This is a genomic window from Legionella navarrensis (genome assembly GCF_052527415.1).
Genome location: NZ_JBNVZR010000004.1, coordinates 1 through 12,572, shown reverse-complemented (window position 1 = coordinate 12,572; position 12,572 = coordinate 1). Strand labels below are relative to the sequence as shown.

The window sequence follows — 12,572 nt, the reverse complement described above, 5'->3', positions numbered from 1 at the left end:
CTTATTTGTACCAAAAAAGACCAATTTGGAATGGCAGGACGACTAAGACGGCCTAATCAATATGCACGCGCGTACCATCAAGAACCCATTTAGCAAACTCAATCACATCCTTATTACGCATACGGATACAGCCATGCGAACCCGGTATGCTCATGTCCGTGCTGTCCGGAGTACCGTGTATATAAATGTAGCGTTGCAGGCTGTCAACGTCGCCACCCTTATTAAAGCCGGGCTCAAGACCATCGAGCTGAAGAATGCGCGTCAGGATCCAGTCTCTGTCAGGATGTGCCGCTGCCAGTTCGTCCGAATACAGTTCACCTGTCCATTGGCGGGAGACAAACACGCTGTTTGTTTCAGCATTCATGCCAATATGAGAATAGACGGCATGCCAGCCTCGCGGCGTGCACTGGCTTCCCATCTTTTCACCAAGCCCGTTTTTTGCAGTAGATACCGGATAGACCCTGTAAAGTTCGCCGTCCTCAAAGCATCGCATCTCCTGAGCGTCTGCTGAAATATATACTATCTGATTTTGCGACATATCGACTCACTTAACACAGATGGTTTTCGTATTAACAAACTCAAGTATCCCTTCACGCGACAGCTCGCGGCCAAAGCCGGACTGCTTAATGCCGCCAAAGGGAACACGAGGATCGGAAGATACGCTCTCATTCACAAAACAGGTTCCTGCATTGATCTGTAATGCGATTGATTCGCCTTTTATCTCATCCCGTGTAAAAACAGCTGCAGCCAGCCCATAAGGGCTCTGATTAGCCAGTTGCAGTGCGTCTTTCTCATCAGCGGCCTTGATGACGGAAAGAACAGGGCCAAACAGCTCTTCATCAAAAGCAGGCATGCCCGGTCTGACATTCGTTAACAGGGTCGGAGGATAATAGAATCCTGGACCCTCAGGAATTTTGCCGCCCAGAACAAGCTGTGCGCCTCTGGCAATGCTGGCTTCAACCTGGGAATGCAAAAGCGAGCGCAAATCGCCTCGCGCCATTGGCCCAAGGCTGGTGCTCATATTTTCTGGATCACCCATCACATAGCCTGACATCAACTGGATTATTTTATCAACCAACTGATCATAAATCGATACATTTGCAATAATTCGCTTGGCTGAAATACAGACCTGTCCACAATTGCTCAAACGCGACGAAACCACGCGCTCTGCCGCCAGATCAATATCCGCATCATCGAGAATCAGATAGGGATCGCTGCCCCCCAGCTCCAGCAGCGATTTTTTTAAATGCGCTGATGCCAGTGATGACAGTAATCGCCCGGTTTTACCACTGCCGGTAAAGCTGAGTCCAACAATGTCTGGATGAGCAAGGACGGAAGCGGCTGTTTCGTTACTTAAAGCAGTGTGCTGAAAAAGATGCACGGGAAAACCGGCCTCTGACAGAAGACTGGCGATAGCTTGACCCGTGCCATAACAGTTTGGTGCATGTTTTAATATCGCGGCATTACCCGCCATCAGGGTCGGCGCCAAAAATCGAAAGACCTGCCAGGCTGGAAAATTCCACGGCATAATGGCAAAAACAACCCCTAAAGGCTGATAGCAGACCATGGCTTTACTCATCTCAGTAGTAATCATTCGTGGCTCTAGATAGGCTTCGGCCTCAGCAGCGTAATGCCGACACACCCATGCACACTTTTCAATTTCCTTCTGCCCCTGGCTGACTGGCTTGCCCATTTCACGGGCAATCAGCAGGCGCAGTTCTTTCGAGCGCTCAAGCAACAGCTCCGATACACGAAGCATCAGGCGGCTGCGTTCAGCAAAGGAGGTCGATTTCCACGCGAGAAAGGCGCGATGTCCCTGCTCTACGGCAAGTCTGGCATCCGCTTCACTTAATTCCGGGTATTTGTGCAGTACCGCTCCCGTAGCAGGATTCGTTGTATGGATCATGATTGCTCCACTTGATTGGATAAATTTCAATTGTGATTCAATAATCTGTCAAAATAATTTAATACTAGCACAAGCCTTGCTTATGGGTTTTAAATATTGTTACTATTTTAAGATTAAGATAACCATGCCGTATGGCAGATAAACCTCTTTCAGGAAATACATATGACGCCAAAAAAACCAGGCTACCACCCTGCCCACTACCTGGTTGCCTGGGCCGTGCATGCGTTTACCGCCAGCGCGGCATGCATTGGTCTGTTGACGCTTGCCAGAATTTATCAGCACGAATATCAACAGGCTCTCTGGTTAATGGCCATCACCATTGTTATCGATGCACTTGATGGCACCCTCGCTCGTTTTGTGGGCGTTAAGTCGGTACTGCCCAATCTTGACGGGGCCTTGCTGGACAACATTGTTGACTACGTTAACTATGTCATAACACCCTGTTTTTTCCTGTATGTAAAATCTGATATGCTGCCGCCTTCGTGGTCGATGATCATTATCATTGCAATCATCATCACCTCCTCGTATCAGTTTTGTCAGGCCGACGCCAAAACGCCCGATCACTTTTTCAAGGGCTTTCCCTGCTATTGGAACATAGCTGTGTTTTACATGTTCATCTTTTCAACATCAAGCCTGACAAATGCCATTATTCTCGCGGTATTCTGTGTATTAATTTTTGTGCCGATCAAATACGTTTATCCTTCACGACTGGATTATCTGACTGAAAACAGGCACCTGAAGCTTCTGATGCATGGCTTCTCCCTTGTTTACGCCATCTGCTCAGCCTTGTTGCTGTGGACGTGGCCAACCATGAATCCGATATGTCTGGTACTTTCCATGGGCTATATCGTTCTTTATCTGTCCCTGAGCTTTTATCGAACCTATTCGCCTTTGCTGCTTTCTAAAATTGCGGCTTACAAAGATCATTAATCGATTTGATGTTCGAGCATGCATTATCGATGATTGTCACATGACCGAAACAGGATTAAAATATCGACACTAAATTAAACTGAAGGGTTCACATGTCTGTAAAAAAAATAATTATCGCTTCTCTGGCCACCACAGCGCTGTACGTAACTGCTGTTGAAGCAGGCAGCTTTCCACGTGGCTGCGAAGTGACCGGATTTGGTTATAATGGCACCAACCTCGTAGTAAACGATACAGGTAATCAAACGTACTACCTCGTTCAGAATCGCAGTGATAAAAATATTGAAATGCAGCGCTACGAATCCCGTGAAGTATTCATGAGCCCTTCTCTCACGGCAAAACTGGATCCAAAAAACTGGGCCGCTCTGGCTTCTGATGTAGCAAGCCTCAGCTTTCAATGTTTTTCTGTAGATGATACCAACAGCGAAAAAGTCGATTGCCGGGAGGTGCTCGATGTATGCCAGTATCCGCGCGTTCGTTTTGCTCTGAGCAATATGGGCAATTACTGGGTATCCATTAACAAAAGCCAACAGCAAATTATCTCTGATTCAGTTGCCAAAGGTATTTACCTGAAATGGTGATATATTGAATAAAGCATACAAGGACTATTTGTTTCTGGCCTCTGGGGTGCTTGGCTCAATCATACTCATTATCGGCGTTCTGCAACCGTCAGCACAACTATGGTATATAGCAGGTTCAACCCTGCTATTGGGCACAGCAATACACTTCCAGCTGATCTATTTTATTGCGCTGGAATTGATTCTTATAGCCGGCCACAGTGCCATTTACCTTGGCATCGGCCCTGTGCTGCAGATTGCTCTGCCGGCCTTACTTTGCCTGCAATTATTGTTTTACTATATTGTCAGCGGTCAATTTAACAACGTATATCTGTTTACTGGTATTCTCGGAATTGCTGCGATGTCGATAGGGTTTTCGTACAATAATAACTGGATATTTATGTCTGGCAGTCTGTCAATCGCAATTTACGCCTACTACCAGTATAAAACAGTTCGCGTATCGCTCATTTGGGCCATTTTAAACACGCTGTTTGCAGCGGTTATGATGTGCCGAATCGCAGCGCCCTATCTTTAAATCAGTTTAAGGAAGCTACATGGCTAAAACACCTTCGATCATGGCAGCATTAGGCACGAAAGCGCCTGAGTTTACTCTTGAGGACGTCATCAGTGGTCTTCCCGTTACGCGGCCGAGGCCAGGCGAATATGCCGCCTGCGTTATTATGTTTATCTGTAATCATTGCCCATATGTCAAACACGTTAATACTGAATTAACACGACTTGCCAGTGATTATCAGTCTCGCGGGGTTCGCTTCATTGCCATCAGCTCCAATGACGTTGAACATTACCCTGACGACTCTCCTGTCAATATGAGGGCAACGGCAGAGAAAGAGGCCTATCCATTTCCCTACCTCTTTGATTCCAGTCAGGCCGTTGCAAAAGCCTATCAGGCCGCCTGTACACCTGATTTTTTTGTTTATTCAGGGGATTTGAGCCTGGTATATCGTGGCCAGCTGGATAACTCCCGTCCCGGCAACAATGTCCCGGTGACAGGCTCATCAATACGTCATGCGCTTGATTGTGTGCTGGCAGGAGAGCCGGTCTCTGGTGACCAGATTCCCAGTCTGGGATGTAACATCAAATGGAAGCCCCTGATGTCTGAGCAAAGTTAGAAGAACCCGCATAAAAAAAATCCCAGACTGCTAAACCACCGCATCTGGGATTTGATATATCAATCGATCAATCCTCAATTATTTTGAAGAAACGATCTGTACCTGTAAATTAGCAATAACATCGCTGTGAACATGAATTTCAACAACGTAATCACCAACAGAGTGCAATGGGCCTTCAGGCATAACGATTTCACGTTTGCTGATTTCCACAGACTTGGCAACCAGGGCGTCTTTGATCTCATTAGGACCAACTGAACCGTACAGCTTGCCTTCATCACTGGCCATGGCCGCAATAACAACAGTGATATCATTCAATTTGGAGGCGCGTTGTTCTGCCTGAGCCAGACTTTGTTTAGCCTTTGCTTCAAGCTCCGAACGACGTTGCTCGAAATGCTCAATATTTTTTGCTGTTGCAAAAACTGCCTTATTTTGTGGGATCAGGTAGTTACGGCCGTAACCAGCCTTAACATCAACCCTGTCACCCAAATTGCCGAGATTTCTTACCTTTTCCAATAAGATAACTTGCATGATTAACCCCTTATTTTTCAGTATCGTCTGATATTGATGACAGACGCGATCTAAAATTAAACAAACTATCCAGTGAGCCCAACATGATATACAGCGGCAACATAACGTAAGGCAGTATAATCAGTGGAACAAACAAGAGCAGCAATATAAGCAGGCTGTTCCGTTTGGACATCACATAAAATAACAAACTCATTCCTGCGGCCGTTAGCCAGGCCACCAATATGGGTAAACAGCTGATAGCCAGAGTATTTTCTTTCCAGGCACCTGCTGCAACCAGAATCAGGATAGCTACGGCCGGCCAACTGGCGCGGAACGTCAAAAGTTCCTTGCGCAGCCCACCGGGGTAAAACAGCAATGACTGAACGTAACGTGCCAACATCAGAGACGTCAACACCGAACAAATCAAACTGAACGCCCGGATACCCAGCGTATAGTTAGCCCAGATCTCTCGATTACTTCCCATTTGGTCGCCAAGAAACTGTACGACCGGACTGTCCTGATTTATTTTTTTCAGGACAGCCAGCAAAACATCGTATTGCTCCAGTATATAAGATGGTGCAAACCAGTGGATCGCTGTCAGAATCAGCATCACAGCCAGCGCCAGCAAAAAAACAACCGTATTCCAGCTTGCTGTTGCTCGAAGCGTCAGTGCCGCTACATAACATATAACGAAAGTAAAAAGCAGGCCTGAAGAGGCATAGGGCGCTGTTGCAAACAACAGCGAAGCCACACCTGTTGCCAACAGACCCGCTATAAGCAGCCTCAAACCATCAAAGCTGCTCTTTCGCAGTGTAACCAGTCCCACAACAGCCACAGATAACCAGGCTGCAAAGGGAACAAACACCAACAGCGCTGTCAGGAAGAACGCATAACGTTCTTTTTGCAGTAAATACTGTCCTTGCCTGCGCAAAAAGCTATCCACGTGACTGGCTCTTATCTATGACTGTCACAAAACGGGAGCAATCCTAAAAAGCGTGCATGCTTGATTGCCTTAGCCAACTGACGTTGAAAACGGGTTTGCGTACCAGTTATACGGCTGGGTACGATTTTTCCGGTTTCAGAAATATAGTTTTTTAACAGGTTGATATCTTTGTAATCGATTTCGTTAGAGCCATCGGCACTGAATCGACACATTTTTTTTCTGCGAAAATAAGCTGACATGTTGTGTTCTCCTTAGGCTGCACGTGTATCTTTTTCTTTTTTCATCAACATCGATTCGGTAGTAATCGCGTGTGACTTGTTAAGAATAAGATTTCGTATAATGGCATCGTTAAACTTGAAGAGATTTTTCAGCTCGTCCAAGGCTTCCTGATTGCATTCGATGTTCAAAAGAATGTAATGCGCTTTATGAACGTCATTGATTGGGTAAGCCAGTGGACGTCGTCCCCAGTCTTCCTTTCGATGAATCAGGCCGTTATGTTTGGTGATGACGCCTTCATAACGCTCAACCATAGCGGGTACTTGTTCACTTTGATCTGGGTGAACAAGAAACACTATTTCGTAATGTCTCATGGTTTCTCCTTGTGGATTAAAGCCTTCTTAATATAAAACACATCAAGTAAGGCAAGGTTTTTTTACAACGCGCAATTCTAACTGAGTTTTAACCTGGAAGCAAATTGACAGGCAGAGCAAACGAGTCTGGCCAGGAACATGCCATATGTAATAAAAAATGCCTGCCTTATGCTCACTTGCTCAAGAACTCTGTAAAATTTATTGCAATGATAAAGATGGTGCGATATAAGTCTTTCTAAAAAAGAGAATTTCATGGATATCGTTACCGCATCGTTCGAAGAATCGCTTGTTTTTAATATTAACGGCGAAATAATCCGGCTTGTGGCTTTCAAAACGCCTGAGCATGGCAACATCAAATTTGGCGTGGATGCTCCCCGTAGTGTCAAGGTACACCGGGAGGAAATATATCAGGCCATTAAGCTTAAAGAACAGCAAACCGTATAAATCAGGTTTTTGTCATGGATGACATACAAAATTCCCAGCGCTGTTTCCGTTATGCTGCTCTCGTGGTTATACTGCTTAGTATCGTGTCTTTCGCTGTAAATCATTATGTTTATCAATTTCCAGGAAATAACTACTTCCCTACCAAGGCATGGATTCCTGGCATTTATCTGATCTGTGCCTGGCTTGGCATTGGAATGACTTGTGATTTTGATCATTACGCGACACGGGTTCTACATAATATCCTTCTGCTGTACATTACCCTGTCGCTCATAGCCATTCTTACAAATGCCGCACAATTTACCCCCTTTCCTGCGATAGACCAGAGCCTGATTGATTTTGAGTCAAAAGTCGGTATTAATCTGGCAGATATCATGTACTGGGCTTCTCAGCATCCGAATTTCCATTATCTGCTTGTCAAGGCCTATGCGAGCATAGCTCTGCAATTAAGTGTACTGCCTTTTGTATTATGTTTTTTTTCTGTTTCAGATAAATTACGGGAGTTTTACTGCCTGATGCTGCTCACGGCTATCATTGGCTTTGTATTTTATTATTTTTTTCCGACAACAGCTCCCGCCAGCAATATTTCCAGTCCCTTGTTTTCCAGATCACAACTGGATACCGGTTTAAAGTTTCAGCAGATACACCATTACATTCCGCCTGCCACCATCGACGGCGGCATGATTGCCATGCCCTCTTTCCATGTTATCTGGGCCTGGTTATGCCTGTATCTTGCGCGCACCTGGAAACCGCTGCTGATCGTTTTTTTACCTCTAAATACCCTGCTGCTGCTTTCCTGCGTATTACTTGGCTGGCATTATCCCAGCGATCTGGCTGGTTCACTGTTTGTGATTTTACTGGCACACTCGATACATCACTTCATGAAACTTTCGCTGGAACCCCGTCCGGATAGGTCGACTGGCTGGCTATCAGGTCAGAACGGGTAACTCCGTACTCGGATAGCTGTTTCGTAATTAAGGTATTCAGCGACAGATTTCTGGACTGTTCAAGCAATGGGTGAACCTCCATGTATAACTTTCCTTTGTCATAACCGGTTTTAACGGATTGATTGATCACTCTTACCGGCGTGCCAACAGGAACCTGATCAAACAGAGATTCAATGTCCTCGGGCGTCATACGTATGCAGCCCGCACTGACACGTGAACCTACGCCATCACGACGGTTTGTGCCATGTATCAGGTAAGTTGGCCAGCCCAGCCGCAGCACGTGTCTCCCAAGAGGATTTCCAGCCCCCGGTGGAAAGGAATTGGGGATGGGTGTACCGTGTCTGGCTGCTTCCGCGCGAACATTATCAGTAGGCCGCCATATGGGATCTCGTTCTTTAGCTGTAACTCTTGTTTCACCTATTGGCGTATTCCAGCCTTCGCGACCAATGCCTACCGGTGCCGTTACAACTACATTATCACCCGGTGGATAATAATATAAACGGTACTCAGCCAGATTGATAACCAGCCCCTGTCGCTTTCCTGGTGGCAGTATGTACAATGATGGTATCAACAGCCGGGTTCCGGGAGCCAGGGTTCTCAATGGGTCAACGCGTGGATTGGCGTTGCGCATTTCGTAGTAGCCTATGTCAAAGCGCACCCCAGCCTCGGCCAGTGTCTCTCCGGGCAGCGAGGTGGCGTACTGAACTTCACCCACCAGATCCCCTTTATCCGGCAACACCCAGGTGCTTGCGAAAGAAGAGGACGAGATGCATACGGCGACTGCTAAAAGCAGACGCTTGAATCGAGGAATAGCCATCATCCCCTTGAAGAGATATTTGTTCATGCCATTATTTCTCTAACAGGCAGCGGCAGTACAAAGACTGCCGCCTCAAATGTCAACTCAGCTGTGCATCCATTTTAAAACGCTGACCGTACTGTGTTTCCAGAGTGGTAAACAGCTCATTCAGCTTATCGTGACCAAAGTCGTGAGCGTAGTTCATTGGGCCTCCGCGGAATGGAGCAAAGCCAGTGGCAAAAATCATGGCACCATCGAGCAGATCGCTGTCGGCTACCACACCTTCACGCAGACAGGCGGCCGCTTCGTTTATCATGCGCAGCACCAGGCGGTTGGCAATATCCGTGTTGGCTTTGTTTTCCCTGACTTTATTCTTAATCGCCTTGCCATTTTTATAGCGATAAAAGCCTTCGCCGGTTTTGCGCCCCAGCTTGCCTTCTTTCACCATGGCAATGAGTTTTTCCGGAACGGTTCCACCAAAGTGCTGACTCAGATTTTGTGCAACAGCAAGGCATACGTCCATGCCCACGGTATCTGCCAGTTCAACCGGGCCCATGAACATGCCAAAATCCTTCGCAGCCTGGTCAATGGTCTCAGCCGGCACACCTTCGTCAAGTAACTGAACACACTCCATTAAGTACGGCATCAGGGTGCGATTGACCAGAAATCCCGGACTGGATTTAACAGGTAATGGTAAGCGACCGATCTGATTAACGAATGAGCAGGCACGTTCGCGCACAGATTTCAGCGTTTTGCTGCTGCTCACTATCTCAACCAGCTCCATTTTAGCCACGGGATTGAAGTAATGAATACCAACCAGACGTTCAGGGCTTTGCATAACCTGGCTGATTTCATCCAGAGGAATACTGGATGTGTTGGTCGCGATGATAGCGTCTTTTTTAGCCTTGGCTTCGACTTCTTTCATGATCGACTGCTTTACTTCGAGATTCTCAAAAACAGCCTCAATAATCACATCAGCTTTAGCTACACCAAAGCCCTCAGGATCAGCAACCAGGCGATCCATGGCAGCCGTGATCAGACGCGGCTTACGTAATTTCTTTTTGAACAGGGTGTGAGCCCGTCCCAGTGCCGGTGCAATCTGCGCATGGCTTTTATCCTGCAGCGTCACGTGCAGACCACGCAGAGCACACCAGGCCGCAATGTCACCACCCATGACACCAGCACCAATAACATGCACGTGTCTGGCCTCGAAACTGCTGTCTTTGGCAAAGGCCTTCATACGCTCGCGAAGCAAAAAGGCACGAATCAGATTTTTAGCTGTTGCTCCCTTGCTCACCAGTTGCTCAACAGAATCCACCTCTTTCAGATAGGCCCGGTCACCGGTTCCACTTTCATTTTCCCACAAATCAATTACGGCGTAAGGCGCCGGATAATGTTGTTTTTTGACACGTTTGGCTACGTTTGCCCGCAGCAAAGGCGCCAGCATGGAACGAACCCAGGAGTTATTGGTAAGGGATTGCAGGAAGCCGGGCTTATGCTGGGCTGGTTTATTTTTCACAAAATACACAGCGGCACGTTTCAGCTGACGCTCCGGCACCACGTCATCAACCAGCCCCAGTGCCTTAGCACGTGCAGAGCTGATAGCGGCTCCAGTCAGGATAAGCTGCGACATAGCGTTAAAACCACCTATAAGCTTAGGCAAACGCACGGTACCACCCCAGCCGGGATGTATGCCGAGCATGATTTCCGGCAGACCAAGGCGCGTGCTGTGGTCTTCGCTGGCGACACGATAGTGGCAGGCCAGTGCCAGCTCCAGTCCACCGCCCATGCAAAAGCCGTCAATCATGGCTACCGTTGGAATATCCAGAGCTTCCAGGCGATTAAATACCGTCTGTCCTTTTCTCAGGAAGTCTACGGCTTCTTCGGGTGTCTTGAAGCGGGAAAATGCGTTAACGTCAGCTCCAGCGATAAAGCCCTTTTCCTTGGCAGAATAGATAATGAGCCCGGCGACGTCTTTTTCCTTGCTGAGCTCGCTCAGGAATCCGTTTAATTCATCGAGCACTTCATCGTTTATTGTATTGACGCTGCCATCCTGCCGATTAATACCGAGCCAGACAATGTGATCGGCGTCTGTGTGTGTTTCCCAGTGTTTGTAGCTATCCATTATTCGCTTACCTCCGTAACGTGTTCCAGATACATGGCACCGCCCTGCCCACCTCCGATACAAATGGCTGCCATGCCATGCCTGCCTTTGGTCTGCTCCAGTGACTTCAGCGTATGCAGCACGATTCGTGCGCCGCTGGCACCAATTGGATGACCGGCTGCAATCGCACCACCGTCTTTATTCAACTGCTCAAGCGATGGAGCGCCAGGAGCTTTTTTCAGTCCCAGCTGCGTTTTACAATAGTCCTCATCGTTCCAGGCAGCCAGACAGCCAAGAACCTGGGCAGCGAAGGCTTCATTGATTTCCCAGCAATCCAGATCTGCCGGTTTCAAGTTATGACGCTGCATAATCGGCGTTGCCGCATGCACAGGTCCCAGCCCCATTTGTGTGGGATCGAGTGCGGCCCATTCTGAATCCACAATTCGACCGATAACCTTCAGGCCATATTTTTTCACCGCATCGGCACTGGCCAAAATCAGCAGGCAGGCGCCGTCGGTAATTTGCGAGCTGTTACCCGGCGTAACCATGCCATATTTCTTATCAAAGAAAGGTTTCAGTTTAGCCAGCTTCTCGACGGTCGAATCGGCTCGAATGCCATTGTCTTCGGTGTACACACGACCTTTGGTATCTACTATAGGTGTCACTTCAGACATACGGTTTTCTGTATAGGCACTGCCGAGGCGTCTGTGACTTTCGCAGGCATACTCATCCAGCTGCTCACGCGTTAAGTTGAAACGCCAGGCCACCTTTTCGGCCGTCTGCCCCATGTTCATGCCCACTACGGGATCCGTCAGCCCACGAAGCAAGGCGATAACAGGAGCAAGATACGAGGGCCTGAACTGTGTCATCAAACCAAGACGCTGCCCTACTCCTTTAGCAGCAAACCAGCGGCCAAGCCAGGAAGCCATTTTCTGATTAAACATTAAAGGTGCATGGCTCATGGCGTCTGTACCACCGGCCAGAATCAGGTCACTTCGACCTGTAGCAATCTGTAAGGCTGCATTATCCAGTGCCTGCATACCGGAGGCGCAGTTACGCATAACGGTAAATGCCGGAACCTTATCGCCGCAGCCCAGTCTGAGCGCGATGACCCGCGCGATATTGGCTTCGTCAGGACTGGGTAAGGCTGAACCGATAATGACCTCATCCAGATCTTCTGGTGAAAACGGCTGGCGGTTCAACAAAGGCAGTCCGGCAGCAACAGCCAGATCCGATGCGGAAAACGGGCCGACGTCCTTAGCTTTAAGAAAGGGCGTACGGTTACCATCTACAACATAGACATGACGACCACTCAAATGCGACTTTTGCTTCATTACTCCTCCTGGACCTCTGGCGATTTATACAATAACAATGAAGATAGCAGCTAACCGGGCGTTCTGTAAATTACGCAAGGATAAATAATGCTTTTTTTATTTGAAAGGGTGTTGACGACGGCCCAAATCCTGCTATACTTCGCCCCAGATTGACTGGAGAGATGGCCGAGTGGTCGAAGGCGCTCCCCTGCTAAGGGAGTATGGGAGAAATCCCATCGAGGGTTCGAATCCCTCTCTCTCCGCCAGTTATGCGCCCGTAGCTCAGTTGGATAGAGTATTTGGCTACGAACCAAAGGGTCGGAGGTTCGAATCCTTCCGGGCGCACCACCCTTCTTAAAATACACAAAATCAGAATCACTTCAGAAAAAATAACAATACACAAATTTATTT

At 47.8% G+C, this 12,572-nt stretch carries 15 protein-coding genes and 2 tRNA genes; 8 read left to right on the top strand and 9 right to left on the bottom strand.

All coding sequences use genetic code 11. From position 1 onward, the window contains the following. Window positions 1–52: 52 nt before the first annotated feature. Together ACQUTA_RS03775 and ACQUTA_RS03770 are read right to left on the bottom strand one after the other, a co-directional pair. The gene (locus ACQUTA_RS03775) at window positions 53–538 is read right to left on the bottom strand and encodes a L,D-transpeptidase family protein (protein ID WP_444986872.1); all 486 of its coding nucleotides are present in this window, start codon (window positions 536–538) and stop codon (window positions 53–55) included. A gap of 6 nt (window positions 539–544) precedes the next feature. Beyond that, window positions 545–1,909, bottom strand: coding sequence for an NAD-dependent succinate-semialdehyde dehydrogenase (locus ACQUTA_RS03770; RefSeq protein ID WP_444986999.1), 1,365 nt, complete (start codon window positions 1,907–1,909; stop codon window positions 545–547). A gap of 159 nt (window positions 1,910–2,068) precedes the next feature. Here ACQUTA_RS03770 and pcsA point away from each other — a divergent pair, with 159 nt between their 5' ends. The 4 genes from pcsA (at window position 2,069) to ACQUTA_RS03750 (ending at window position 4,520) form a co-directional block, all read left to right on the top strand. Further along, window positions 2,069–2,836, top strand: a complete 768-nt coding sequence (gene pcsA / locus ACQUTA_RS03765) for a phosphatidylcholine synthase (protein ID WP_444986871.1) — start codon at window positions 2,069–2,071, stop codon at window positions 2,834–2,836. Window positions 2,837–2,928: 92 nt separating this feature from the next. Then, the gene (locus tag ACQUTA_RS03760; protein WP_444986870.1) at window positions 2,929–3,414 is read left to right on the top strand and encodes an enhanced entry protein EnhB; all 486 of its coding nucleotides are present in this window, start codon (window positions 2,929–2,931) and stop codon (window positions 3,412–3,414) included. A 4-nt stretch (window positions 3,415–3,418) separates the two neighbouring features. Next, entirely contained in the window at window positions 3,419–3,925 is a 507-nt protein-coding gene (locus tag ACQUTA_RS03755; protein WP_444986869.1) for a hypothetical protein, read from the top strand. 19 nt (window positions 3,926–3,944) lie between these two features. After that, window positions 3,945–4,520 (top strand): thioredoxin family protein, encoded by a 576-nt coding sequence (locus ACQUTA_RS03750; protein ID WP_444986868.1) that lies wholly within the window; start codon window positions 3,945–3,947, stop codon window positions 4,518–4,520. A gap of 78 nt (window positions 4,521–4,598) precedes the next feature. Here ACQUTA_RS03750 and rplI read toward each other — a convergent pair whose 3' ends face one another. Genes rplI through rpsF form a run of 4 tightly spaced genes read right to left on the bottom strand, consistent with a single transcriptional unit; the run spans window position 4,599 to window position 6,560 of the window. After that, window positions 4,599–5,048 carry a 50S ribosomal protein L9 gene (gene rplI / locus ACQUTA_RS03745; RefSeq protein WP_444986867.1) on the bottom strand — a complete coding sequence of 150 codons (450 nt, stop codon included), beginning with the start codon at window positions 5,046–5,048 and terminating at the stop codon, window positions 4,599–4,601. 10 nt (window positions 5,049–5,058) lie between these two features. Next, window positions 5,059–5,970, bottom strand: coding sequence for a hypothetical protein (locus tag ACQUTA_RS03740; RefSeq protein ID WP_444986866.1), 912 nt, complete (start codon window positions 5,968–5,970; stop codon window positions 5,059–5,061). An 11-nt stretch (window positions 5,971–5,981) separates the two neighbouring features. Beyond that, entirely contained in the window at window positions 5,982–6,209 is a 228-nt protein-coding gene (rpsR, locus tag ACQUTA_RS03735) for a 30S ribosomal protein S18 (protein ID WP_444986865.1), read from the bottom strand. Window positions 6,210–6,221: 12 nt separating this feature from the next. Then, complete coding sequence (gene rpsF, locus ACQUTA_RS03730) at window positions 6,222–6,560, bottom strand: 30S ribosomal protein S6 (protein ID WP_444986864.1); 339 nt, start codon at window positions 6,558–6,560, stop codon at window positions 6,222–6,224. Window positions 6,561–6,812: 252 nt separating this feature from the next. On the opposite strand from rpsF, the gene ACQUTA_RS03725 reads away from it, so the two are divergent. Together ACQUTA_RS03725 and ACQUTA_RS03720 are read left to right on the top strand one after the other, a co-directional pair. Then, window positions 6,813–7,004 carry a carbon storage regulator gene (locus ACQUTA_RS03725; RefSeq protein WP_444986863.1) on the top strand — a complete coding sequence of 64 codons (192 nt, stop codon included), beginning with the start codon at window positions 6,813–6,815 and terminating at the stop codon, window positions 7,002–7,004. Window positions 7,005–7,018: 14 nt separating this feature from the next. Then, window positions 7,019–7,948: a phosphatase PAP2 family protein gene (locus ACQUTA_RS03720; protein WP_444986862.1), complete on the top strand. Its 930-nt coding sequence runs from the start codon at window positions 7,019–7,021 to the stop codon at window positions 7,946–7,948. Here ACQUTA_RS03720 and ACQUTA_RS03715 read toward each other — a convergent pair. From ACQUTA_RS03715 to ACQUTA_RS03705, 3 genes are read right to left on the bottom strand one after another with little or no spacing between them, the layout of a single operon-like run. After that, window positions 7,881–8,792 carry a L,D-transpeptidase family protein gene (locus ACQUTA_RS03715; RefSeq protein WP_444986861.1) on the bottom strand — a complete coding sequence of 304 codons (912 nt, stop codon included), beginning with the start codon at window positions 8,790–8,792 and terminating at the stop codon, window positions 7,881–7,883. The genes ACQUTA_RS03720 and ACQUTA_RS03715 overlap by 68 nt on opposite strands. A gap of 52 nt (window positions 8,793–8,844) precedes the next feature. After that, the gene (locus ACQUTA_RS03710; protein WP_444986860.1) at window positions 8,845–10,869 is read right to left on the bottom strand and encodes a 3-hydroxyacyl-CoA dehydrogenase NAD-binding domain-containing protein; all 2,025 of its coding nucleotides are present in this window, start codon (window positions 10,867–10,869) and stop codon (window positions 8,845–8,847) included. Beyond that, window positions 10,869–12,182, bottom strand: coding sequence for an acetyl-CoA C-acetyltransferase (locus ACQUTA_RS03705; RefSeq protein WP_444986859.1), 1,314 nt, complete (start codon window positions 12,180–12,182; stop codon window positions 10,869–10,871). The genes ACQUTA_RS03710 and ACQUTA_RS03705 overlap by 1 nt, the downstream gene beginning before the upstream one ends. 155 nt (window positions 12,183–12,337) lie before the next feature. On the opposite strand from ACQUTA_RS03705, the gene ACQUTA_RS03700 reads away from it, so the two are divergent. Beyond that, a tRNA-Ser gene (locus tag ACQUTA_RS03700) sits at window positions 12,338–12,427 on the top strand. Between the two features lie 5 nt (window positions 12,428–12,432). Beyond that, a tRNA-Arg gene (locus ACQUTA_RS03695) sits at window positions 12,433–12,509 on the top strand. Window positions 12,510–12,572 lie beyond the last annotated feature (63 nt).

What these genes read in the sequence shown, in the direction of transcription:
- ACQUTA_RS03750 (WP_444986868.1), top strand. Translation starts at nt 3,945, where the DNA reads ATGGCTAAAACACCTTCGATCATGGCAGCATTAGGCACGAAAGCGCCT.
- ACQUTA_RS03715 (WP_444986861.1), bottom strand. Translation starts at nt 8,792, where the DNA reads ATGAACAAATATCTCTTCAAGGGGATGATGGCTATTCCTCGATTCAAG.
- rplI (WP_444986867.1), bottom strand. Translation starts at nt 5,048, where the DNA reads ATGCAAGTTATCTTATTGGAAAAGGTAAGAAATCTCGGCAATTTGGGT.
- rpsF (WP_444986864.1), bottom strand. Translation starts at nt 6,560, where the DNA reads ATGAGACATTACGAAATAGTGTTTCTTGTTCACCCAGATCAAAGTGAA.
- ACQUTA_RS03725 (WP_444986863.1), top strand. Translation starts at nt 6,813, where the DNA reads ATGGATATCGTTACCGCATCGTTCGAAGAATCGCTTGTTTTTAATATT.
- ACQUTA_RS03760 (WP_444986870.1), top strand. Translation starts at nt 2,929, where the DNA reads ATGTCTGTAAAAAAAATAATTATCGCTTCTCTGGCCACCACAGCGCTG.
- pcsA (WP_444986871.1), top strand. Translation starts at nt 2,069, where the DNA reads ATGACGCCAAAAAAACCAGGCTACCACCCTGCCCACTACCTGGTTGCC.
- ACQUTA_RS03705 (WP_444986859.1), bottom strand. Translation starts at nt 12,182, where the DNA reads ATGAAGCAAAAGTCGCATTTGAGTGGTCGTCATGTCTATGTTGTAGAT.
- ACQUTA_RS03775 (WP_444986872.1), bottom strand. Translation starts at nt 538, where the DNA reads ATGTCGCAAAATCAGATAGTATATATTTCAGCAGACGCTCAGGAGATG.
- rpsR (WP_444986865.1), bottom strand. Translation starts at nt 6,209, where the DNA reads ATGTCAGCTTATTTTCGCAGAAAAAAAATGTGTCGATTCAGTGCCGAT.
- ACQUTA_RS03720 (WP_444986862.1), top strand. Translation starts at nt 7,019, where the DNA reads ATGGATGACATACAAAATTCCCAGCGCTGTTTCCGTTATGCTGCTCTC.
- ACQUTA_RS03710 (WP_444986860.1), bottom strand. Translation starts at nt 10,869, where the DNA reads ATGGATAGCTACAAACACTGGGAAACACACACAGACGCCGATCACATT.